Annotated in this window: 23 protein-coding genes; 20 read left to right on the plus strand and 3 right to left on the minus strand. The window is 72.0% G+C overall.

Translation table 11 applies throughout. The features are described from left to right. Nucleotides 1-4 precede the first annotated feature (4 nt). On the plus strand, nt 5-1,747 hold the full coding sequence (locus tag AB3X52_RS07705) for a hypothetical protein (RefSeq protein WP_367992936.1): 1,743 nt from the start codon (nt 5-7) through the stop codon (nt 1,745-1,747). Between the two features lie 9 nt (nt 1,748-1,756). Here the strand turns inward: AB3X52_RS07705 and AB3X52_RS07710 are convergent, their stop codons facing one another. After that, nucleotides 1,757-2,422 (minus strand): LON peptidase substrate-binding domain-containing protein, encoded by a 666-nt coding sequence (locus tag AB3X52_RS07710; RefSeq protein WP_367992938.1) that lies wholly within the window; start codon nt 2,420-2,422, stop codon nt 1,757-1,759. 103 nt (nt 2,423-2,525) lie between these two features. On the opposite strand from AB3X52_RS07710, the gene hisD reads away from it, so the two are divergent. The 8 genes from hisD to AB3X52_RS07750 all read left to right on the plus strand — a co-directional run bounded on the left by hisD (nt 2,526) and on the right by AB3X52_RS07750 (nt 10,447). Beyond that, nucleotides 2,526-3,845, plus strand: a complete 1,320-nt coding sequence (hisD, locus tag AB3X52_RS07715; RefSeq protein ID WP_367992940.1) for a histidinol dehydrogenase — start codon at nt 2,526-2,528, stop codon at nt 3,843-3,845. Nucleotides 3,846-3,847: 2 nt separating this feature from the next. Beyond that, complete coding sequence (locus tag AB3X52_RS07720; protein ID WP_367992942.1) at nt 3,848-4,939, plus strand: histidinol-phosphate transaminase; 1,092 nt, start codon at nt 3,848-3,850, stop codon at nt 4,937-4,939. Then, the gene (gene hisB / locus AB3X52_RS07725; protein WP_367992944.1) at nt 4,936-5,562 is read left to right on the plus strand and encodes an imidazoleglycerol-phosphate dehydratase HisB; all 627 of its coding nucleotides are present in this window, start codon (nt 4,936-4,938) and stop codon (nt 5,560-5,562) included. Before AB3X52_RS07720 ends, hisB begins: the two co-directional genes overlap by 4 nt. Further along, the gene (gene hisH / locus AB3X52_RS07730; RefSeq protein WP_367992946.1) at nt 5,562-6,230 is read left to right on the plus strand and encodes an imidazole glycerol phosphate synthase subunit HisH; all 669 of its coding nucleotides are present in this window, start codon (nt 5,562-5,564) and stop codon (nt 6,228-6,230) included. Before hisB ends, hisH begins: the two co-directional genes overlap by 1 nt. 26 nt (nt 6,231-6,256) lie before the next feature. Continuing rightward, nucleotides 6,257-7,006, plus strand: coding sequence for a bifunctional 1-(5-phosphoribosyl)-5-((5-phosphoribosylamino)methylideneamino)imidazole-4-carboxamide isomerase/phosphoribosylanthranilate isomerase PriA (gene priA / locus AB3X52_RS07735; RefSeq protein WP_367992948.1), 750 nt, complete (start codon nt 6,257-6,259; stop codon nt 7,004-7,006). Next, nucleotides 7,003-7,764, plus strand: coding sequence for an imidazole glycerol phosphate synthase subunit HisF (gene hisF, locus AB3X52_RS07740; RefSeq protein ID WP_367992950.1), 762 nt, complete (start codon nt 7,003-7,005; stop codon nt 7,762-7,764). Before priA ends, hisF begins: the two co-directional genes overlap by 4 nt. 181 nt (nt 7,765-7,945) lie before the next feature. Continuing rightward, nucleotides 7,946-9,055, plus strand: coding sequence for a hypothetical protein (locus AB3X52_RS07745; protein WP_367992952.1), 1,110 nt, complete (start codon nt 7,946-7,948; stop codon nt 9,053-9,055). 138 nt (nt 9,056-9,193) lie between these two features. Beyond that, complete coding sequence (locus tag AB3X52_RS07750) at nt 9,194-10,447, plus strand: hypothetical protein (RefSeq protein ID WP_367992954.1); 1,254 nt, start codon at nt 9,194-9,196, stop codon at nt 10,445-10,447. 83 nt (nt 10,448-10,530) lie between these two features. On the opposite strand, the gene AB3X52_RS07755 is transcribed toward AB3X52_RS07750, so the two are convergent. Next, the gene (locus AB3X52_RS07755; protein ID WP_367992956.1) at nt 10,531-11,121 is read right to left on the minus strand and encodes a hypothetical protein; all 591 of its coding nucleotides are present in this window, start codon (nt 11,119-11,121) and stop codon (nt 10,531-10,533) included. A 103-nt stretch (nt 11,122-11,224) separates the two neighbouring features. Here AB3X52_RS07755 and AB3X52_RS07760 point away from each other — a divergent pair, with 103 nt between their 5' ends. From AB3X52_RS07760 to AB3X52_RS07785, 6 genes are read left to right on the plus strand one after another with little or no spacing between them, the layout of a single operon-like run. Next, on the plus strand, nt 11,225-12,967 hold the full coding sequence (locus AB3X52_RS07760; RefSeq protein ID WP_367992958.1) for an ABC transporter ATP-binding protein: 1,743 nt from the start codon (nt 11,225-11,227) through the stop codon (nt 12,965-12,967). Continuing rightward, nucleotides 12,964-14,742 carry an ABC transporter ATP-binding protein gene (locus AB3X52_RS07765; protein WP_367992960.1) on the plus strand — a complete coding sequence of 593 codons (1,779 nt, stop codon included), beginning with the start codon at nt 12,964-12,966 and terminating at the stop codon, nt 14,740-14,742. The genes AB3X52_RS07760 and AB3X52_RS07765 overlap by 4 nt, the downstream gene beginning before the upstream one ends. Before the next feature lie 17 nt (nt 14,743-14,759). Then, nucleotides 14,760-15,104 carry a phosphoribosyl-AMP cyclohydrolase gene (hisI, locus tag AB3X52_RS07770; protein WP_367992962.1) on the plus strand — a complete coding sequence of 115 codons (345 nt, stop codon included), beginning with the start codon at nt 14,760-14,762 and terminating at the stop codon, nt 15,102-15,104. 46 nt (nt 15,105-15,150) lie between these two features. After that, complete coding sequence (locus tag AB3X52_RS07775) at nt 15,151-15,651, plus strand: Trp biosynthesis-associated membrane protein (RefSeq protein WP_367992964.1); 501 nt, start codon at nt 15,151-15,153, stop codon at nt 15,649-15,651. A 43-nt stretch (nt 15,652-15,694) separates the two neighbouring features. Then, on the plus strand, nt 15,695-15,895 hold the full coding sequence (locus AB3X52_RS07780) for an HGxxPAAW family protein (protein WP_367992966.1): 201 nt from the start codon (nt 15,695-15,697) through the stop codon (nt 15,893-15,895). Nucleotides 15,896-15,905: 10 nt separating this feature from the next. Continuing rightward, nucleotides 15,906-16,352, plus strand: coding sequence for a DUF2752 domain-containing protein (locus AB3X52_RS07785; RefSeq protein ID WP_367992968.1), 447 nt, complete (start codon nt 15,906-15,908; stop codon nt 16,350-16,352). 13 nt (nt 16,353-16,365) lie between these two features. Here the strand turns inward: AB3X52_RS07785 and AB3X52_RS07790 are convergent, their stop codons facing one another. After that, nucleotides 16,366-16,710, minus strand: coding sequence for a DUF4190 domain-containing protein (locus tag AB3X52_RS07790; protein ID WP_367992970.1), 345 nt, complete (start codon nt 16,708-16,710; stop codon nt 16,366-16,368). A gap of 235 nt (nt 16,711-16,945) precedes the next feature. Here AB3X52_RS07790 and trpC point away from each other — a divergent pair, with 235 nt between their 5' ends. Genes trpC through lgt form a run of 5 tightly spaced genes read left to right on the plus strand, consistent with a single transcriptional unit; the run spans nt 16,946 to nt 21,384 of the window. Further along, complete coding sequence (gene trpC / locus AB3X52_RS07795) at nt 16,946-17,749, plus strand: indole-3-glycerol phosphate synthase TrpC (protein ID WP_367992972.1); 804 nt, start codon at nt 16,946-16,948, stop codon at nt 17,747-17,749. Beyond that, nucleotides 17,746-19,047, plus strand: coding sequence for a tryptophan synthase subunit beta (trpB, locus tag AB3X52_RS07800; protein WP_367992974.1), 1,302 nt, complete (start codon nt 17,746-17,748; stop codon nt 19,045-19,047). Before trpC ends, trpB begins: the two co-directional genes overlap by 4 nt. Next, complete coding sequence (trpA, locus tag AB3X52_RS07805; protein ID WP_367992976.1) at nt 19,044-19,853, plus strand: tryptophan synthase subunit alpha; 810 nt, start codon at nt 19,044-19,046, stop codon at nt 19,851-19,853. The genes trpB and trpA overlap by 4 nt, the downstream gene beginning before the upstream one ends. Beyond that, nucleotides 19,850-20,467, plus strand: a complete 618-nt coding sequence (locus tag AB3X52_RS07810; RefSeq protein ID WP_367992978.1) for an SCO family protein — start codon at nt 19,850-19,852, stop codon at nt 20,465-20,467. Before trpA ends, AB3X52_RS07810 begins: the two co-directional genes overlap by 4 nt. Then, nucleotides 20,464-21,384 (plus strand): prolipoprotein diacylglyceryl transferase, encoded by a 921-nt coding sequence (gene lgt / locus AB3X52_RS07815; RefSeq protein WP_367992980.1) that lies wholly within the window; start codon nt 20,464-20,466, stop codon nt 21,382-21,384. The genes AB3X52_RS07810 and lgt overlap by 4 nt, the downstream gene beginning before the upstream one ends. Nucleotides 21,385-21,437 lie beyond the last annotated feature (53 nt).

Consider the following 21,437-nt stretch of genomic DNA (forward strand, 5'->3'; position numbering starts at 1 on the left):
CTTCGTGTCCGATCAGCAGCCGCCGCCCGGTCCTCCCGGCCCGCCGCCGTACGGTCCACCGCCGAGCCAGCCGCCGTACGGTCCGCCGCCGAGCCAGATGCTGGCCGGTGTGCCGCCGCAGCCGCGCAACACGCGCAAGATCCTGATCGGTGCCGGTGCGGTGGTCGCGGCGGCCGCGCTCGTCGGTGGAGGTGCGTTCGCGGCCGCCTCGCTGCTCGGCGGAGACGACGACGAGGGTCCCGCGGTGGCCGAGGCGCTTCCGTCCACGACGTTCGCGTTCGCCAGCGTCGACCTGAGCAAGGCGGGCGGGGCGATCTCGCTGGTCAAGAAGTTCCCGGGACTGAGCGAGGATGCCGGGGCCGACGACCTCGGCAGCGGGGACGACATGGCTCAGAAGCTGATCGGTGAGGTCCTCGGCGATGCCGGCGACCTGTGCGGCGGCCTGACCTGGGAGAAGGACTTCGCGCCGTGGCTCGGTCACAGCGCGGCGATCGCCGGAGTGGACGTCGGCGGATCGCCCGCGCCGGTGGGGCTGATCCAGTCCACCGACGACGCGAAGGCGAAGACCGAGCTCTCGAAGCTGTCCGACTGTGCCGAGGGACACCTGGCCGGCACGGTGCGTGACGGCTGGGTCGTGGTCAGCACCTCGCAGGCGACGGTCACGCAGGTGGTCGACGCGACCGGCAAGGGCAGCCTGGCCGATGAGAAGTCCTACCGCGATCAGATGGGCTCGATCGGCGACCAGGGTGCGCTGACGATGTACGCCGGCCCGAAGACCGGGGACCTGCTCTCAAAGGCGCTGGAGAGCTACGGCGACATGCTCGGCGGTGTGTCCGGGAGCGGCTCCGACTTCGGTTGGTTCGCCTACGGCGACGGCGACGGCGCCTACTCCGGTGACGACGACTCCGGGCCGGCGGCGCTCCTCGAGCAGGCGTGTCCCGGGCTCGGCGACCCGTCCGGACTTATGCAGAGCTACCAGTCGGCGCTCGCCGGCTTCGGCGGTGCGGCGGCCACGCTGCGGTTCGAGGACGGCGGCGTCGAGCTGGAGGCGGCGGCCGACCTCGGCAAGGCCGGCGGCGCCGGCGACAAGGCCGGGGCGCTGGTCGGCTCGCTTCCGTCGGACACCGCGGCGGCGTTGGGCGTCAGCATGGGCGACGGCTGGTTCGACCAGGTGCTCACCAATCTCGGCCAGGTGTGTGGCGGCAGCTTCGACGCCAAGACCGTCGAGGACCGGCTGTCCCAGCTGACCGGGCTGACGTTCCCGGACGACATCGAGACGCTGGTCGGTGACGGCTTCGCGCTCGCGGTCGGTGACGGCATCGACTTCGATGCTCCGACGCCGGCGGGTCAGCCGATCGGCGCCAAGATCACGGGCGACGCCAGCGGGATCGACGATGTGATCGCCAAGATCCGCGCCGCGATCAACCGGTCGGGGGAGAACGACGAGGGCATGCTCGAGACCGACACCTCCGGTGACACCGTGGCGGTGGGCCCCGACGCCGGCTACCGCACCCGGCTCCTCGAGGACGGCAAGCTGTTCGGCGACACCACCTTCAAGGACGTCGTGCCGGAGATCGACAAGGCGAGCATGGTGGCCTACGTCGACTTCGACGCCTTCGACGGCATGGTCGAGAAGGACGGCAGCAGCGACGACCTGGCCAACTTCAAGCCGCTGAAGGCGCTCGGCCTCAGCACCTGGTACGACGGCACCGTCTCCCACACCTTCCTACGGCTCAGCACCGACTGATCCGGTGGGTCAGTTGGGCGACCAGCGCGTCCGCGCGACCTCGGTCGCCGGCAGCGACGGGATGACGTTCATCGCGCGGAGCTCGTCGCGCAGGAGCCGGGTCACCATCTCGAGGCGTACGCCGGCGTCCTCGGCCTCCAGCAGGGCCTGGCGGTCGCTCATGGGCAGGGGAGCGGTGGCCGAGAGCGTCCAGGCGAGGTACTCCGGGTCGCGGGGCAGGGAGCCGGAGAACGGGTCCTCGCGGAACTCCTGGATGGCGGCACGGTAGGCCGTGAAGGTGGCGCGGGCGCGGTCGGCGACCTCCGGCGCGACCTCGACCTCGGGCTCGCCGAGCTCCTCGACCTCGGCGACGGGGAAGGGGCCGCTGGGATCGAGGCGATCCATCCGGATCCGGCCGCGGCCGAGTGCGACCACCTCGAAGGAGTCGTCGGGGTCGGCCTCCGCCTCGGTCAGCTGCAGCAGGACGCCGACCCGGTAGAGCGACTGGGCGCCCTGGTCACCGACCTCGTAGCCCTCGCGGATCGCGACGGAGCCGAAGAGCCGCTCGGCGGGATCCTCGATCCGCAGCAGGTGGTGGACGAGCGCGCGGTAGCGGTCCTCGAAGACGTGCAGGGGTAGGGACACCCCGGGGTAGAGGACCGCGTTGAGCGGGAACATCGGCAGCCGCAGGCTCACACCGCCACGCTAGCCGGGCCGGGCCGCCACGCCGCCGACCGCCACGCGTCCAGACCTCGTCGCCGGCGCGGCTCCGGCGGGGTCGGGCTCGTAGACTTGGGGCATGATCCGACGTATCGACCTCCGTGACGCAGACGCGTCAGTCGACTACCGCCAGGCCGTGCCCCGGGCGGACTTCGACGTCGAGGCCGCGGTTCATGTGGTCAAGCCGATCACCGACGCGGTCCGCGACCGCGGCCTCGAGGCGATCCTCGAGCTCAACGCGAAGTTCGACGGCGTCGAGCAGTCCGACATCGCCGTGCCCGCCGAGGCGCTCGCGAAGGCCCTCGCCGAGCTCGACCCGCAGATCCGTGCGGGTCTGGAGGAGTCGATCGCGCGCCTGCGCGCGACCTGCGCCAACGAGCTCGAGACCGACGCCGTGACCGACCTCGGGCCGGGCGCCCGGGTGACCCACCGCAAGGTGCCCGTCGGGCGGGTCGGTCTCTACGTCCCCGGCGGACTCGCGCCGCTGGTCTCGAGCGTCCTGATGAACGTCGTGCCGGCCCAGACCGCAGGCGTCGGCTCCATCGCCCTCGCGAGCCCGCCCCAGAAGGAGTTCGGTGGTCTTCCCCACCCGACGATCCTGGCGGCCTGCGCACTGCTCGGCGTCGAGGAGGTGTACGCCGTGGGCGGCGCCCAGGCGATCGCGATGTTCGCCTACGGCGTCGAGACTTCTTCGGGGCGGGTCGACCGGGTCGATCTGGTGACCGGACCCGGCAACATCTACGTCGTCACGGCCAAGCGGGTCCTCAAGGGCCAGGTCGGCATCGACTCCGAGGCCGGCCCGACCGAGATCGCGATCCTCGCCGACGACACCGCCGAGGCGGCGTACGTCGCGGCCGACCTCATCTCCCAGGCCGAGCACGACCCGCTGGCCGCCTCGGTCCTCGTGACCACCTCGGAGCGGCTCGCCGACGAGGTCGATGCCGAGCTGGATAAGCAGGTGGCGGCGACCAAGCACGTCGAGCGGATCCGGACCGCGCTGGCGGGCAAGCAGTCGGGGACCGTGCTGGTCCGTGACGTCGAGCAGGGTCTGGACGTGGTCAACGCCTACGCGGCCGAGCACCTCGAGATCCAGACCCAGAACGCCGACGTCGTGGCGAGCCGGGTGCGCAATGCCGGCGCCGTCTTCATCGGCTCGTTCGCGCCGGTCTCCCTGGGTGACTACTGCGCGGGCTCCAACCACGTCCTGCCGACCGGCGGCTGTGCCTGCCACTCCTCGGGCCTGTCGGTGCGCGCGTTCACCAAGTCGGTCCACGTCGTCGACTACGACCGCGAGGGCCTCGCGAAGGTCGCCGACCACGTCACGACGCTCGCCGAGGCCGAGGACCTGCCCGGGCACGCCGCAGCGGTCCGGGTGCGCTTCGCCGCCGGGGAGGAGTGAGCATGAGCTTCCCGCCGATCCGGCCCGAGCTGGCCGGCATCGAGCCGTACGGCGCGCCGCAGCTCGACGTGCCCGTCCAGCTCAACGTCAACGAGAACCCCTACGGGCCGTCGCCGGCGTGCGTTGCGGACATCGCCGCGGCGGTGAGCGAGGCCGCGACGGGGCTCAACCGCTACCCCGACCGGGAGTTCACCGCGCTGCGCACCGCGCTGGCGTCGTACCTCTCCCGCGACACGCCCCACGGCGTGCGGCCCGAGCAGGTCTGGGCGGCCAACGGCTCCAACGAGGTCATGCTGCAGCTGCTGCAGGCCTTCGGCGGGCCCGGCCGCACCGCGCTGAGCTTCGCGCCGACGTACTCGATGTATCCCGAGTACGCCCGCGACTCCCTCACCCGCTGGGTGGCCGGCCGACGCGAGAGCGACTTCAGCCTCGACCTCGACGTGGCCCGTGACCTGGTCAAGAGCGAGCAGCCGAGCGTCGTGCTGCTGCCCAGTCCCAACAACCCGACCGGCACCGCCCTGCCGCCCGAGGCGGTCTCCGTGCTCTGCGAGGCCGCCGGCGACGGCCTGGTCGTCGTCGACGAGGCGTACGGCGAGTTCCGCCGCGAGGGCGTGCCGAGCGCGGTCGAGCTGCTGCCCGAGCACCGCAACCTGGTCGTGTCCCGGACGATGAGCAAGGCGTTCGCCGCGGCCGGCCTCCGGCTCGGCTACCTCGCGGCCGACCCGGCCATCTGTGACGCGATCCGCGTCGTCCGCCTGCCCTACCACCTCTCCGCGGTCACCCAGGCGGCCGCGCTCGCGGCGCTGCGCCACGAGAAGGAGCTGCTCGGCAGGGTCGATGAGCTGCGCGCCGAACGCGACGCGCTGGTGGTCTGGCTGCGCGAGCAGGGGCTCGAGGTCGCCGAGAGCGACGCCAACTTCGTCCTCTTCGGGCGGTACGCCGACCGGCACGCTGTGTGGCAGGGCCTGCTCGCCCACGGCGTGCTGATCCGTGAGACCGGGCCCGAGGGCTGGCTCCGGGTCTCGGTGGGCACGCCTGCGGAGATGACCGCCTTCAAGACCGCCCTCACCGATGTGAACGGGGAACGAGCATGAGCGACGCGAATCGACCGGCCCGCACGGCACGGATCGAGCGGCAGACCAGCGAGTCGAAGGTGCTCGTCGAGGTCGATCTCGACGGGACCGGCCGCCACGACATCTCCACCGGCGTCGGCTTCTATGACCACATGCTCACCGCGTTCGCGCGGCACTCGCTCGTCGACCTCACCGTCTTGAGCGAGGGCGACCTTCACATCGACGCCCACCACACCGTCGAGGACACCGCCATCGTGCTGGGTCAGGCGCTGCGCCAGGCGCTGGGCGACAAGGTGGGCATCAGGAGGTACGGCGACGCGACCGTCCCGCTCGACGACGCGCTCGTGCAGGCGGTCGTCGACGTGTCCGGCCGGCCCTACAGTGTCCACACCGGGGAGCCGGCCGGGCAGGAGCACGTCCTGCTCGGCGGCTCCGGCGTGCCCTACCTCGGCTCGCTGACCCAGCACGTCTTCGACTCGATCGCCCACCACGCCTACCTCACCCTCCACATCCGTGTCCTTGCCGGACGCGAGCCGCACCACATCGTGGAGACGCAGTTCAAGGCGTTCGCGCGTGCCTTCCGCGACGCGGTCGGCTACGACCCGCGCGAGACCGGCATCCCCTCCACGAAGGGCGCTCTGTAGTGGCGACGCCGCAGGTCGTCGTCCTCGACTACGGCTCGGGGAACCTGCGCTCCGCGGTGCGCGCCGTCGAGCGGGCCGGCGCGGAGGTGGAGCTGACCGGCGACCTCGACACCGCGATGGCGGCGGACGGGCTGCTCGTGCCCGGTGTCGGCGCGTTCGAGGCGTGCATGACGGGGCTGCGGGCGATCCGCGGAGAGCGGATCATCGCCCGGCGACTCTCCGGCGGCCGACCGGTGATGGGCATCTGCGTCGGCATGCAGATCCTCTTCGAGCGCGGCATCGAGCACGGCGTCGAGACCGAGGGCTGCGGCGAGTGGCCGGGGCTCGTCGAGCGGATCCAGGCGCCGATCGTCCCGCACATGGGCTGGAACACGGTGGAGGCCCCGCAGGGGTCGACCCTGTTCGAGGGCGTGGAGAAGGAGCGGTTCTACTTCGTGCACAGCTACGGCGTACGCGACTGGTCACTCGTCACCAACGACCGCACTCCCGAGAGCCACCAGCCGCTCGTGACCTGGGCCGAGACTGGGTCGGATGCCGGGGCCGGCGACCGCTTCGTCGCGGCCGTCGAGAACGGTCCGCTCTGGGCGACTCAGTTCCACCCGGAGAAGTCCGGTGACGCTGGTGCCGCGCTGCTGCGCAACTGGGTGAAGACCCTGAAGAGCGCCTGACGGCTCCGAACTCTAGGATCTGCGCCATGGGTGACTACCTCGAGCTCCTGCCGGCCGTCGACATCAAGGGCGGCCAGGCCGTCCAGCTGGTGCAGGGCGTCGACGGCTCCGAGAAGCGGTTCGGCGACCCGGTCGAGGCCGCGCTGCGCTGGCAGGAGACCGGGGCGGAGTGGATCCATCTGGTCGACCTCGACGCGGCGTTCGGCCACGGCCAGAACCGTGAGCTCCAGGCCAGGATCGTCGGCGCCCTCGACATCAACGTCGAGATGAGCGGCGGCATTCGCGACGACGACTCCCTCGAGGCGGCGATGGCGACCGGCTGCCGCCGGGTCAACATCGGCACTGCGGCGCTGGAGAACCCGGAGTGGACGCGGCGTGCGATCGAGAAGTACGGCGACCGGGTCGCCGTCGGGCTCGACGTCCGCGGCCGCACGCTCGCCGCGCGCGGCTGGACGCAGGAGGGCGGCGACCTCTACGAGACGCTCGCCCGGCTCGACGCCGAGGGCTGCGCCCGCTACGTCGTCACCGACGTCAACAAGGACGGCATGCTCCAGGGCCCCAACCTCGACCTCCTCCGCGACGTGTGCGCGGCGACCGACCGGCCCGTCGTGGCCTCGGGCGGCGTCACCACGATCGACGACATCGCGGCGCTCATGGAGCTCGTCCCGCTCGGGGTCGAGGGCGCCATCGCCGGGACGGCGCTCTACACCGGCTCGCTCTCGCTGGCCGACGCGCTCGACCTGACCCTCGGCAGGCCGACCGGGGATCAGTCATGACCCTCGCCGTACGCGTCATCCCCTGTCTCGACGTCGACGCGGGCCGCGTCGTCAAGGGCATCAACTTCAAGGAGCTCCGTGACGCGGGCGACCCCGTCGAGCTGGCGAGGACGTACGACGCCGAGGGCGCCGACGAGCTGACCTTCCTCGACATCTCGGCGTCGCACGAGGGTCGCGCGACGACGCTCGAGATCGTGTCGCGCACCGCGGAGCAGGTCTTCATCCCGCTGACGGTGGGCGGCGGGATCCGGTCGGTCGACGACGTCGACCGGATGCTGCGCGCCGGCGCCGACAAGGTCGCGGTCAACACCGCGGCCATCGACCGGCCCGAGCTCGTGGCGGAGATCGCCGACCGCTTCGGCAACCAGGTTCTCGTCCTCTCCGTCGACGCGCGCCGGGCGGACGGCACGGCCTCGGGCTTCGAGGTCACCACCCATGGTGGCCGCCGGTCTGCCGGGCTCGACGCCATCGAGTGGGCGGTCAAGGCCGCTGAGCTCGGTGCCGGCGAGATCCTGCTCAACGCGATGGACGCCGACGGCACGGAGGACGGGTTCGACCTCGAGCTGATCCGCGCCGTACGCCGCGAGGTCTCCGTCCCGGTCATCGCCTCGGGTGGCGCGGGTGCCGCCGCCCACTTCCCGCCTGCGGTCGAGGCCGGTGCCGACGCCGTCCTCGCGGCCACGATCTTCCACTTCGGGAAGGTGCGGGTCGCCGAGGTCAAGGACGCGTTGTCCGGAGCGGGACACCCGGTTCGTTGAGACCCGAGGGGGGCGTACGACGTCGCCGTCCTCAATGTCGGTGCGCCGGCCGCCTGGTTGAGGCACTGCTCCACAACCCTGTGGAGAGGCGGTTGTCGGATGTGCCGCAGCGGCGTTGGCTGTCGCCATGTCTCGAAGGATCTCGGGCGGCTTCCGCCGCCAACGTCGCGTGGCGGACTCCATGACGCCTGACTACCTCGACTGCGTGGCCAGGGCTGTCGCCGCTGAGCGGGCGGGCGACGCCACGGCTGCGCTCGAGTGGCATCAATCGGTCCCGATGTTCAGCAAGGGACGACACCGCGCCCTGACCGAGCGGCTGGCCGACCTCGCCGAGGACCCGCCCCCGTGGGTGTGGGCCCGGTGGACGATCTATCAGACGCTCCGCTGCGAGGACGGCGCGACCGGAAACCTCGTGCAGGCTCGGCTCCGTGAGGTCGTCACCGAGATCCACGGCGACCTGCTTGCGGCTTGCTATCGACATCGGGGCGACCCCATCAGGGTCATCGCCAGGGTGATGGGGGAGTCGTGGGCATTCCACCAGCTCGCGGCGCATGAGAGCGGTGGGCTGGCGGCCTTCATCGACGAGCACGCCACGGGGCGGCTCGACGAGCACGCAGCACTGGCGCAGCGTTGGGCCGGGTCACGGATGAGCGGCTATGAGCTGGGCGAGAGCCGTCCTGGTGCACGGCTGGCGGTCCGCGACGCCGGTGGTGGCGAGTGGCTCGACGTCCTCGACCTGGGAGCGCGAGGCTGCGCGCGCGGCGGCTGGGCGCTCGGTCGTCTCGTGCCCAGCGGTGTCGGCGACCTGCTCATGTTCGACATGCCGCCGCTCGGCGTGCCATCCAAGATCGCGGAGGAGGTGGCGGGACGTGGGGATGGCGACTGGTGGCGGGTGGTCGCCGCCGCCGTGCGTCGCGGGAGGCTGGGGCCGGCGATCTTCCTCCGGGAGGACTACGGGCTCACGACCGACGTGCTGGACCTCGAGCTGCTGAGGTTCGGGACGCGTGCCCGTGACCTCGCGCGGGTGACGCAGCAGCTCCGCGCGGGGCGCGACGAGGTCAGCCGAGCCGCCTACCGTGTGCTCGAGCGTGCGCGCCGTGGTGACGTGGCCGCGACCGACCAGGCCTACGTCGCCGCCGCTGCGATGAACGTCCGCGCCTTCGACGACCTACGACGGCAGATGCTGCGGACCAACGAGCCCGACCACTGGGCGGAGTGGGCCGGGCTCCTGGTGGAGCCGGCGCGCAGCCGGGTCCTCGCGCTGGCGCAGCTGGGGGATTCTGCGGCGTAGCTCTCGGGAGTCTGTCGTCCGCTGTCCCCAGAGCATCGAATAGGTGTTCACTTATAGGCGACATGGGCGTAGACTCGGCGCCATGCCGGAGCTCTCCTCTCTCGCCCCTCGTGCGGTCTCGACCGCGCGGAGGAGGTCGTGCGCGAGCGCCGGGCCGTCCTTGTCGAGGAGCTCGAGCTCTGTCTGGCGTGGGCCGACCTGCACGGCGTCGAGCCGACCGTCACGGTGCCCGGTGGAGACCATCTGGTTCGGCTCGGCGGAGACGGTACGCCGCTCGTGCGGGACCTGTGCCTGGAGGAGCTGTCGATCGCTCGTCAGGTCCACGTCGCCAACACCAGGGCCGCGATGGCCGACGCGCTCGACCTGCGCCACCGACTGCCGCAGGTGTGGGCCGCGGTGAGGGGCCTGACCTGCGAGCCGTGGCTGGCGCGCAGGGTCGCGCGGATGTCTCGGCAGCTCGCTGCCGGGCGGATCGGGCTGGTCGACACCGCTGTCGTTGACGCGCTCGGTCAGGCGCCGTCGCGAGTGCTGGCCGTCGCCGAGGCGGCGATCATCGAGGCTGATACTGCGGCTTACGACGCGGAACTGACTGCCAAGCGGGCGGAACAAGGTGTCTGGCTCGGCCGCGTGAAGGCCGCGGACCCGGACGACCCGGACTCAGGGCGCGGCGTGCAGTCCTTCTTCGCGCGACTTGCCCCCGAGGACGCCGTCTGGCTCGACGCGACCATCACCGAGCTCGCCGGCCACCTGGCGACGGACGACTCGACGGTCGACCAGTCGCGGGCTGCCGCGTTGGCGATGCTCGCTCGCCCTGACGAGGCGGCTGCCGTCCTGGGTCTTCGCGGTGACGATGAGCAGCCTGCCGTGTCCCGGCAGAAGGCGGTCGTCTATGTCCACCTCCACGAGTCGTCGCTGCTGGCCGGCGAGGGGGTTGCCCGGACCGAGGCCTGCGGACCGCTGCTCGTCTCGCGGCTGGCTGAGCTGGTCGGCCACGCGCGGATCGACCTGAAGCCGGTCATCGACCTCAACGCCGGCGCGAGCGTGAACGCCTACGAGCACCCCGCCTCCATGCGCGAGCGGGTGGTCCTCCGGTCACTGGGTGACGTCTTCCCACACGCCAGCGCCCTCGGCCGGCGGGTCGACCTGGACCATCCGACCCCCTATGCCCCGGACGGCCCGCCCGGTCAGACCAGCGACCTCAACGCCGCGCCGCTCGGCCGGCGATCACACCGGGCCAAGACCCATCTCGGCTATCGGCTCGACCAGCTCGGCCCTGCGTCCTACCTGTGGACCACGCCGCACGGCCTCGTCCGCCTCGTCACGCCTGACCGGGGAACGACTGCGCTCGAGGGTCTGCGCCTCGAGATCCATCGCGCCTACGTGGCGGCGTGATGCGCCCCTCCGGCGCTGGGCTGTTCTGCGAGCCGGACACCGAACGCCAGTCGGAATGACCGCTCGATCGGCCCGATCCGTCCTCAGAACCCGAGCTTCGCCTTCCGCAGCGCGGCGACGCGGTTGGCGGGCCCGTCGAAGGAGAGCCCGCGGACCTTCTTGCGCCCGTAGAGATAGAGGGTGAGCTCGGAGACCGGGCCGCTGATCGTGGCCGGCCACTCGCCGGCACGCAGGGTCGCGGTGGCGGGCCCGTCACTGATGACGACGGGCACGCGGGCGGGACGGACCAGGAAACGGCCGAGCAGCTTCAGCGCTCCCCACAGCTCCCGCTCGGCCTGCGGGTCGAGCGGACGCACCTCCCAGCCGGGCTGCTCGCGGCGCAGGTCCTCGTGGTGGACGAAGTACTCGACCGTGTTCATCGCCCGGTCGAGCGGGCTCACCAGGCGCAGCAGCGGGGGCGGCGTACGCACGAGGTCGACGTACGCCTCGAACGACCGGTCCGCGGGCGGGCGCAGCCGCAGCCACGGTCGCTCGCGTACGGCGAGGTGGCGGACGAGGTCCTCGGCACGCCAGCCCTCACACAGGGTGGACGCGTCGGGACCGACCTCGAGGGCGGTGTCGCAGAGCGCGAGCCGCTCGCGGCGGGCGAAGGTGTGGCCGGCATCAGACGTCACCTCTCGCACTTTAGGGTGTGAGGGGTGAGCGACGGTGAGTGAGGCCCGGGTGAGCGGGGGAAAGCGGCGCGCGTCCACCGTGGACGGGTTCAAGGTCTTGTGGGTGGCAATCAAGCGCGAGCCGCTGATCTTCACCCTCTCGACCCTCGGCAGCGCCCTGTTCGGAGCGCTGACGGTCGCCGACGCCTGGGTGCTCGGATGGTCGACGGACCACGTGCTGCTGCCGGCGTTCCGCGACGGCCATATCGGCTCCGGGTGGCTCGTCGCGGTCGTGGCGCTCTTCGTGGGCGTCGCGATCCTGCGGGCGGTCGGGGTGATCGCCCGGCGACTGGGGGCGGGGCTGATGCAGTACCGCATGCAGGCCCACTACCGCCGCGCGGTCACCCGTCGCTATCTCGAGCTGCCGCTCGCCTGGCACCACCGCCACCCGACCGGCCAGCTTCTCTCGATCGCGAACTCCGACGTCGAGGCGGCCTGGGCGCCGATCGCGCCGCTGCCGATGGCGGTCGGGACCATCGCGATGATGGTCATCGCCGTCCTGCAGATGTTCCTCGCCGACCTCGTGCTCGCCCTCGTCGGGCTCCTCGTCTTCCCGGCGGTCATCGCCACGAACCTCGTCTACCAGCGGTTCAGCTCGCCGCTGATGACCCGCGCCCAGCAGCTCCGCGCGGAGCTCAGCGAGGTCGCCCACGAGTCCTTCGACGGCGCCCTCGTGGTCAAGACGCTCGGCCGCGAGACCGAGGAGACCGACCGGTTTGCGGCGAAGGCGCGGGAGCTGCGCGACACCAACATCCGCGCCGGCCGGCTGCGCGCGGCCTTCGACCCGACCCTGGCGTCGCTGCCGGACCTCGGCGTCCTCGTCGTGCTGGCCGTGGGGGTCTACCGCGTCCTCCACGGCGGCGCCGCGGCAGGCGACGTCGTCCAGGTGGCCTACCTCCTCACCATCGTCGCCTTCCCGATCCGATCGCTCGGCTGGCTGCTCGGGGAGTTCCCGCGCAGCGTGGTCGGCTTCCGCCGGGTGAGCTCGGTCCTCGCCGCCTCCGGCCGCATGGAGTACGGCGCCGGCCGGCTGCCGCGCGCGACGACCGGCGCTCGGCTGACCGTCGAGCGCCTGGCCTACGCCTACGACGGCGGCCCCGAGCTCCTGCGCGACGTCGACTTCACCGTCGAGCCGGGCCGGACGGTGGCAGTCGTCGGAGCGACGGCGTCGGGCAAGAGCACGCTGACCATGCTGCTCACCCGTCTCGTGGACCCGACGCACGGCCGGGTCACGCTCGACGGCGCGGACCTGCGTGACCTCGCGGCCGGGGAGCTGGCGACGGCGGCCGCACTGGTCCCCCAGTCCGCGTTCGTGTTCGACGACACCGTCCGCGGCAACGTCGCGCTCGGCCGGGAGGTCTGTGACGACGAGGTCTGGGAGGCCCTGCGGGTCGCCCAGGCGGACGGCTTCGTCGCGGCGCTCCCGCAGGGTCTCGACACCCGGCTCGGGGAGCGCGGGACCAGCCTCTCCGGCGGCCAGCGGCAGCGCATCTCGCTCGCTCGCGCGCTCGTCCGCCGTCCCCGCCTGCTGGTCCTCGACGACGCCACGTCCGCGGTCGACCCGGAGGTGGAGCAGCGGATCCTCGGCTCGCTGCGCTCCGGCGCGGCGGACACGACGCTGGTGGTGGTCGCCTACCGCAAGGCGACGATCGCGCTCGCCGACGAGGTCGTCCACCTCGAGGACGGCCGCATCGTCGACCGGGGCACCCACGCCGAGCTGCTGGCCCGCGACCCGTCGTACGCCACGCTCGTCAACGCCTATGAGCAGCCCCGCGACGACGCAGCGGAGGAGGTGACGTCGCGATGAGCGCCGTCGACAGCGGGGAGAGCCTCGGCGCGATGGCCACGATCCGGCGCGGCGTCCGACACTCGCCGGAGCTGGTCGAGGGTCTGTGGACCACGCTGCTCCTCGCGGTGCTCGCGAGCACCGGCCAGGTCGTCGTCCCCGTCGCCGTGCAGCAGAGCCTCGACCACGGCCTCCACGGCGCGCACGGCGCCGACGCGGGGTTCGTCGTCCGCGCCGGCCTGGTGGCCGCGGTCGCGATCGTGGTCACCGGCTGGGCGTCGTACGCCATGACACGACGGCTCTTCACCGCCTCCGAGCGCGGTCTCGCGACCCTGCGGACGAAGGCGTTCCGCCACGTCCACGACCTGCCGCTGCTGACCCAGACGACCGAGAACCGCGGCGCGCTGGTCTCGCGGGTGACCAGCGACGTCGACCAGGTCAGCCAGTTCATCGTGTACGGCGGGCTGCTCTTCGTCGTGAGCGTCGGCCAGATGCTCATCGCGACGGTCGTGATGGTGGTCTACTCCTGGCAGCTCGCCCTCGTCGTGTGGGTCTGCTTCGGCCCGCTCTTCCTCAGCCTGCGCTACTTCCAGGGCAAGCTCTCGGCGGCCTACACCCACGTCCGCCGCCAGGTCGGTGCGATGCTCTCGGCCGTCGCCGAGCCGGTCGTGGGCGCGGCCGTCGTCAAGGCGTACGCCGTCGAGGACCGCACCCAGGCCCGGATCGACCGCGCGGTCGAGGAGACCAAGCTGGCCCAGACCCGCGCGCAGAGCTTCGTGGCGACCTTCTTCAGCCTCGGCGGGCTCTCCGGCGGGCTCGCCAACGCCGGCGTGATCGTGATCGGCGTCCTTCTCGGGCTCGCCGGCGACATCACGTCGGGCGAGGTGCTCGCGTTCGCGTTCCTCGTCTCGCTCTTCGTCGGCCCGGTGCAGACCGGATCCCAGATCCTCACCGACGCGCAGAACGCGGTCGCCTCATGGCGCCGGGTCATCGGCATCCTCGACACCCCGGCCGATCTCGTCGACCCCGGGGAGCAGGGCGCGACACTGCCGCGCGGACCGCTCTCGGTCACGCTCGACCACGTCACCTTCGCCTACCCCGGGTCTCGCCCGGTCCTCCACGACGTCTGTGTCGACATCGCACCCGGCCGCCGGGTCGCGGTGGTGGGGGAGACCGGCTCGGGGAAGTCCACGATCGCCAAGCTGCTCACCCGGCTCATGGACCCGGTCGACGGCGTCGTACGCCTCGACGGCGTCGACCTGCGTCGGATCCGGCACGATTCCCTGCGGCGCAGCATCGTGCTCGTCCCGCAGGAGGGCTTCCTCTTCGACGACACGCTTGCCGCCAACGTGCGCTACGGCCGCCCCGGCGCGACCGACGAGGAGATCGAGTACGCCGCCGGCGTGCTCGGCCTCGGCGACTGGCTCGCCACGCTTCCGCTCGGCGTGCGGACCCGGGTGGGACAGCGCGGCGAGTCGCTGAGCGCGGGGGAGCGGCAGCTCGTCGCCCTGCTGCGGGCCCAGCTCGCCGACCCGGACCTGCTCGTGCTCGACGAGGCGACCTCCGCGGTCGACCCGGCCCTCGAGATGCGGATCGCGCGGGCGCTCGAACGCCTCATGTCCGGCCGCACGAGCGTGACGATCGCCCACCGGCTCTCCACCGCCGAGGCGGCCGACGAGGTGCTCGTCGTCGACGCCGGCCGGATCGTCCAGCGCGGCCCGCACGCCATGCTCGTCACCCAGGAGGGCTCCGTCTACGCCCGCCTGCACGCCTCGTGGGTGGCCCAGCAGGGATGAGTGGGACAATGGGCAGCGTGAGCAGCAGCCTGGACCCCGCGATCGCCGCGCGACTCAAGCGCAACCCCGACGGACTCGTGCCGGCGGTGGTGCAGCAGCACGACACCGGCGAGGTCCTCATGCTGGGCTACATGGACGACGAGGCGCTGGCCCGCACGCTGAGCACGGGCCGGGCGACCTACTGGAGCCGCAGCCGGCAGGAGTACTGGGTCAAGGGCGACACCTCCGGCCACCGACAGTGGGTCAAGGAGGTCCGGCTCGACTGTGACGGCGACACCCTCCTGCTCAAGGTCGACCAGGAGGGGCCTGCCTGCCACACCGGCGACCGCACCTGCTTCGACGCCGGCCTGCTCGATGGCTGATCCGGCCCCGACACCGGCCCCGTCCCGCCGCCGCACCTTCGGGCCGGTGGTGATTCTCGGCCTCGTCGGCAGCCTCGTCGCGACGATCGGCGGCACCAAGCACTGGGTCTCCTCCTCGAAGCCCCAGGCGATGCTGGATGCGCAGGGTGTCGGGCTCGACGCGCCCGGCGTGACGGCGCTCGGGCTCGTGGCGCTCGCCGCGTGGGGCGTCGTGCTCGTCACCCGCGGCCGGATGCGCCGGCTCGTGCTCGTCCTCGCGGCCGTCGCCGCTCTCGCCACCGTCCCGGTCGGTCTCTCGAGCCGCCAGGGGCTGCCGGACGGCTCCTCGACCGCCTGGCCCTGGCTCGCGCTCGCCGGGGCGGTCGTCGCTCTCGGGGCGGCCGTGGCCGGCGTACTCCTGGCGCGGGACTGGCCCGAGATGGGCCGGAAGTACGACGCCCCGACCGGTGCCCCGACGCCGTCGGCGCCCCTGGAGGAGCAGTCCAACCTCGACCTGTGGAAGTCCATCGGCGAGGGGCATGATCCGACCGCGGACCGCACTGAATAGACTGCCCCCGCAAGTTCGCACACGCCCGTAGAGGAGACCCTGCATGTCCGACAACCACGGCAACACTCCGGCCGCCTGGACCGCCGTCGCCGTCGGCCTCCTCGGCTTCATCATCGGCAGCGTCGGCATCATGCTGAGCCCGATCAACTGGGTCGTCTTCTGGGTCGGCGTCGCGGTGGTCGTCGTCGGTGGTCTGCTCTTCGTCGTGCTCGCGAAGCTCGGCTTCAACAGCGCGGGTCACTGACCCCGGCGCGATGAGCGGGTCGGTGTTGGCGCCGGTGGCGGAGAACGCCACCGGCTCGCCGCTGCGACGCGTCGCCTGGCCCCTCCTCGCAGAGGCCGGGCTGACGCTGGCGACGGTCGCGCTGCACTTCAGGGACCCGCACCAGCACGGCAGCTGGGGCTTCTGCCCGCTCTACGCCGCGACCGGGATCTACTGCCCCGGCTGCGGTGGTCTCCGCGCCGTCAACGACCTCACCCGGGGCGACGTCGGCGCGGCGCTGTCGAGCAACGTCGTGGTCGTCGCGCTCATCCCGGTCGCGATCGTCCTGCTCCTGGTGTGGACGCTCGACCGCTGGCGCGGCGTCGAGCGCCATCTCCCGCAGAAAGCGGTCAGGCCCGTCCAGTGGACGGGCCTGACCCTCTTGGTGATCTTCAGCGTCGTCAGGAACTTCACCTTCGGCGCGTGGCTGGCGCCCTGACGGCGCTCATCGGTCAGCTGTTCTTCTGGAACGTGGCGTTGTAGTGGACAGCGCCCACTGCGTAGAGGATCCAGTAGAGAACGGCGAGCACGATGCCCGCGATGCCGAGGTAGAGACCCCACTTCGCCATGCCGAGGCCCTTCTGGGCGCCGTTGGAGTTCTCGATCTCCTTCTTGGCGATCGAGCCGAAGACGATGCCAAGGATCCCGAAGATGAAGATCGAGCAGCACGGGAAGACGCCCAGGATCCCCAAGACGAGAGCCGCGATCGCCTTGCCGTTGGTGGATTGCGGCTGCTGCTGCCCGTACGGGGCCCCTCCGTAGGACGGCGGGGGCGGCGGTGGCGTGCCGTAGCTCATGTCGTACCTTCCGATGTCAGTCGCCCGGGTGGGCGCGGTCGAGCCGGACCCTACCCGGGTCGAACGGCCCCAAACCTGCGTTGCGGCCGACACGCGGACACGACGTCCGTCGTGTGACGGTCTCGCGCGCGACGGGCGCCCGCGCGTCGCTTCCGGCCGCGTGACAGACTCGTGGCGGGCTGACGGTGCCGATGCACTCCTACGAGCCCCACGGAGCAAGCCAGGAGGAGGAACGATGCCGGCGCGCACGGATGTCCTCGACGAGATCGTCGAAGGCGTCAGGATCGATCTGGAGGCGCGTAGGGCGACCACGAGCGTCGCGGACCTGCGGGCCGCGCTCGCCGACGTGGAGCCGCCGCGCGACCCGATGCCCCACTTCCGCGGCGCGGGCAGCAGCGTCATCGCCGAGGTGAAGCGGAAGAGCCCGAGCAAGGGGGCGCTCGCCGACATCCCCGACCCGGCCTCACTGGCCCAGCGGTACGCCGCCGGCGGGGCCGCCGCGATCAGCGTGCTCACGGAGCAGCGACGGTTCGGCGGCAGCCTCGACGACCTGCGCGCCGTCCGCGCGGCCGTGGACACCCCGATCCTGCGCAAGGACTTCATCGTCGACGACTACCAGCTGCTCGAGGCGCGCGCCGCCGGTGCCGACCTCGCCCTGCTCATCGTCGCCGCACTGGCCGATGACGACCTGCGCCGGCTCTACGACGTCGCCCGCGAGCTCGGCCTCACCGTGCTCGTCGAGGCCCACGACGAGGCGGAGACCGAGCGTGCGGTGGCGCTGGGCGCCGAGCTCATCGGGGTCAACGCCCGCAACCTCAAGACCCTCACGGTCGACCCCGACGCGTTCGGTCGGCTCGCCCCGCTCGTGCCCGACACCTGCGTGAAGGTGGCGGAGTCCGGCATCTTCAGCGCCGCGGACGTGGCGCGCTACGTCGGCGAGGGGGCGCGCGCCGTCCTCGTGGGGGAGGCGCTCGTCAAGGACGGCGACCCGGAGGGCGCCGTACGCGCCATGACCGGAGTAAGGGGAGTAAACCCGTGACCACCCACATCAACGAGACGACCACCTTCGACGCCGACGCGCTGGGTTGGTACGGCGGAGCCGTCGAGGGCTTCGGCGGCCGCTTCATGCCTGAGGCGCTGATGAGGGCGCTCGACGAGCTCGACGTGGCGTGGCACGAGGCGAAGGCCGACCCGGAGTTCGTGGCCGAGTTCGACGCGATCCTGCGCGACTACGCCAACCTGCCGAGCCCGCTCTACCACGCGACCCGGCTCTCGGAGCTGGTCGGCTGCCGGATCCTGCTCAAGCGGGAGGACCTCAACCACACCGGCGCCCACAAGATCCGCAACGTGCTCGGCCAGGCGCTGCTGACGAAGCGGATGGGCAAGACCCGGGTCATCGCCGAGACCGGCGCGGGGCAGCACGGTGTCGCGAGCGCGACCGCGGCGGCGTACTTCGGGCTCGACTGCACGGTCTACATGGGTGCGGTCGACACCAAGCGCCAGGCCCTCAACGTGGCTCGCATGCAGCTCCTCGGCGCCGAGGTGATCGCGGTCGACTCCGGCAGCGCGACCCTCAAGGACGCCATCAACGAGGCGCTGCGTGACTGGGTGGCCAGCGTCGAGACGACCGCCTATCTCTTCGGCACGGCGGCCGGGCCGCACCCCTTCCCGACCCTCGTGCGCGATCTGGCGCGCGGCATCGGCGACGAGGCGCGCGAGCAGGTGCTCGCGCAGGACGGCCGGCTGCCCGACGCGATCGCCGCCTGCGTCGGCGGCGGCTCGAACGCGATCGGGCTCTTCACCGCCTTCCTGGAGGACCGCGACGTGGCGATCTGGGGCTTCGAGGCCGGGGGCGACGGGTTCGAGACCGGTCGCCACGCGGCGACGATCCAGGCGGGCGAGCCGGGCGTGCTCCACGGCGCCCGCACCTACGTCCTCCAGGACGAGGACGGGCAGACGCTCGAGTCCCACTCGATCTCCGCCGGCCTGGACTACCCGGGCGTCGGCCCGCAGCACGCCTGGCTGGCGAAGTCGGGACGCGCGACCTACACCAGCGTGACCGACAAGGAGGCGATGGACGCCTTCGCCCTGCTCTCCCGGACCGAGGGCATCATCCCGGCCATCGAGTCGGCGCACGCCGTGGCGGGCGCGCTGCGCGAGGCGCCGCGGCTGATCGAGCAGCACGGCCCCGAGGCCACCATCCTGATCAACCTGTCGGGCCGCGGTGACAAGGACATGGGCACCGCTGTGGAGTGGTTCGGTCTCGGCCAGGCCGACGCCGCCGGCCGCCCGATCCAGGCGACTGACGCCCAGATCGCCGAGGGGGCGAAGGCATGACCGGCGTGACCACGGCGACCGCATTCGAGAAGGCGAAGGCCGAGGGCCGGGCCGCGCTGGTGGGCTACCTCCCCGCCGGCTTCCCCGACGTCGACCGCGGCATCGAGGCGCTCAAGGCGATGGTCGCCGCCGGCTGTGACGTCATCGAGGTGGGGCTGCCCTACTCCGACCCGGTCATGGACGGTCCCACCATCCAGGCGGCCGCCCAGCAGGCGCTGGACGGCGGCGTACGCACGCGGGACGTGCTTCGCACGGTCGAGGCCGTCGCGGCGACCGGCGTCCCCACGGTGATCATGACCTACTGGAACCCGGTTGAAAGGTACGGCGTCGAGCGGTTCGCCGCCGACCTCGCGAACGCCGGGGGAGCGGGCCTGATCACGCCCGACATCACCCCGGACTTCGGCCAGGAGTGGATCGCCGCGGCGGACGCGCACGACCTCGACAAGATCTTTCTGGTGGCGCCCTCGAGCACCGACGAGCGGATCGCGATGACGACGGCGGCTTGCCGCGGCTTCGTCTACGCCACGGCGGTCATGGGCGTCACCGGCGCCCGGACGACCACCTCCGACCTGGCCGGCCCGCTCGTCGGCCGGACCCGCGCGCAGGCGCCCCTGGGGCTCGCCGTCGGGGTCGGCCTCGGGGTCAGCAACGGCGACCAGGCGGCCGAGGTGGCCGCGTACGCCGACGGGGTCATCGTCGGCTCCGCCTTCGTGCGGGCCGTGCTCGACCACGCCCGGGACCGGACCGCCGCGCTGAAGGCGCTCACCACCCTCACCGAGGACCTCGCCACGGGGGTTCGGCGTTGAAGCAGCTGCTCGTGGCGGTGCTCGCCGCCCTGGCGCTGACCCTCAGCGCCTGCGGCTCCGGCGCGGGCGCGGCGTCGGGGTCGACGAAGCTGACGGGGATCACCCACGCGCCGTACTCCGTCGCCCACGTCTCCCTCACCGACACCGACGCGAAGCCCTACTCGCTGGCGAGCGACGCGACGAAGCCGCTGACGCTGGTGTTCTTCGGCTACACGCACTGCCCCGACCTGTGCCCGCTGGTCATGCAGTCGCTCTCCGCGGCGATGCAGACCCTCGACGAGGGGGACCGCAAGGACGTCGACGTCGTCTTCGTCACGACGGACCCGGGCCGTGACACGCAGAACGTCCTGCGGCGATACCTCGACCACTACGACCCCGCGTTCATCGGCCTCACCGGCAAGCTGCACACGATCGTCAAGCTCGGCGAGTCGATGAAGATCTACGTCGGGTCCGGGCAGAAGCTGCCGAGCGGCGGCTATGACCTCACCACCCACGACACCCACGTCTCGGCCGTCGTGCCCGGCGGCAAGGCCACGGTGCTGTGGAGCATGGACACCTCGCCGCGACAGTTCGCCGACGACATCCACACCCTGCTGCAGAAGGGCCGTTCATGACCCTGGGTCCCGTCCCGCTCTTCCTCCCGAGCCCGCACGACGGCGTGTGGGACCTCGGGCCGATCCCGATCCGCGGCTACGCGCTGGCGATCGTCATCGGGATCATCGTGGCGGTGTGGGTCTCGGAGCGACGCTGGGTCGCCCGCGGGGGCAAGGCGGGGGAGATCCAGGACCTCGCGCTGTGGGCCGTCCCGTTCGGCCTCGTCGGTGGCCGGCTCTACCACGTCATCACCGACCACGACCTCTACTTCGGCGAGGGCCGCAACCCGTGGGCGGCGTTCTACGTCTGGCGCGGTGGTCTGGGCGTGTGGGGCGCGATCGCGCTCGGCGCCGTCGGGGCGATCATCGCCGCCCGCCGGCGTGGCATGCGGCTGTGGCCGATGCTCGACGCGATCGCACCGACCTGCCTGCTCGCCCAGGGCCTCGGCCGCTGGGGGAACTGGTTCAACCAGGAGCTGTTCGGCAAGCCGACCGACCTTCCGTGGGCGCTGAAGATCGACGCCGACCGGTGGCCGGCGCCGTACGGACCCGACAACCCGCCGTCGACGGCCTCCGCCGCCGGCGACTATGCGACGTTCCACCCCACGTTCCTCTACGAGTTCGTGTGGGACGTCGCGATGTTCTTCGTCGTCACCTGGCTCGACCGCCGCTTCAAGCTCGGTGGCGGCCGCGTGCTCGCGCTCTACGTCATGGCCTACTGCTTCGGGCGCGGCGCGATCGAGTTCCTCCGCATCGACAACGTCGAGCTCCACAACGTGCTCGGGCTGCGCTGGAGCGATTGGATGTCCATCATCCTGTTCGTCGCCGCGGCGCTCTACTTCGCCTGGGCGACCTACCGTGGTCGCGGCCGCCGCGAGGAGAGCGTGTACGTCGCCGGCCGGGAGCACCACGACCCCGAGGTCCCCTCGGAGGCCTGAGCCGGGACCGGCCCCGGCGCCTCGGAACACCGGAAGGTCCATCCCAGAGACAC

Source organism: Nocardioides eburneus (assembly GCF_040838215.1).
GTDB lineage: Bacteria > Actinomycetota > Actinomycetes > Propionibacteriales > Nocardioidaceae > Nocardioides > Nocardioides eburneus.

Coding starts and splice junctions, on each gene's coding strand:
- hisD (WP_367992940.1), top strand. CDS start 2,526: ATGATCCGACGTATCGACCTCCGTGACGCAGACGCGTCAGTCGACTAC.
- AB3X52_RS07720 (WP_367992942.1), top strand. CDS start 3,848: ATGAGCTTCCCGCCGATCCGGCCCGAGCTGGCCGGCATCGAGCCGTAC.
- hisB (WP_367992944.1), top strand. CDS start 4,936: ATGAGCGACGCGAATCGACCGGCCCGCACGGCACGGATCGAGCGGCAG.
- priA (WP_367992948.1), top strand. CDS start 6,257: ATGGGTGACTACCTCGAGCTCCTGCCGGCCGTCGACATCAAGGGCGGC.
- hisF (WP_367992950.1), top strand. CDS start 7,003: ATGACCCTCGCCGTACGCGTCATCCCCTGTCTCGACGTCGACGCGGGC.
- AB3X52_RS07745 (WP_367992952.1), top strand. CDS start 7,946: ATGACGCCTGACTACCTCGACTGCGTGGCCAGGGCTGTCGCCGCTGAG.
- AB3X52_RS07765 (WP_367992960.1), top strand. CDS start 12,964: ATGAGCGCCGTCGACAGCGGGGAGAGCCTCGGCGCGATGGCCACGATC.
- AB3X52_RS07780 (WP_367992966.1), top strand. CDS start 15,695: ATGTCCGACAACCACGGCAACACTCCGGCCGCCTGGACCGCCGTCGCC.
- AB3X52_RS07785 (WP_367992968.1), top strand. CDS start 15,906: ATGAGCGGGTCGGTGTTGGCGCCGGTGGCGGAGAACGCCACCGGCTCG.
- AB3X52_RS07790 (WP_367992970.1), bottom strand. CDS start 16,710: ATGAGCTACGGCACGCCACCGCCGCCCCCGCCGTCCTACGGAGGGGCC.
- trpC (WP_367992972.1), top strand. CDS start 16,946: ATGCCGGCGCGCACGGATGTCCTCGACGAGATCGTCGAAGGCGTCAGG.
- trpA (WP_367992976.1), top strand. CDS start 19,044: ATGACCGGCGTGACCACGGCGACCGCATTCGAGAAGGCGAAGGCCGAG.
- lgt (WP_367992980.1), top strand. CDS start 20,464: ATGACCCTGGGTCCCGTCCCGCTCTTCCTCCCGAGCCCGCACGACGGC.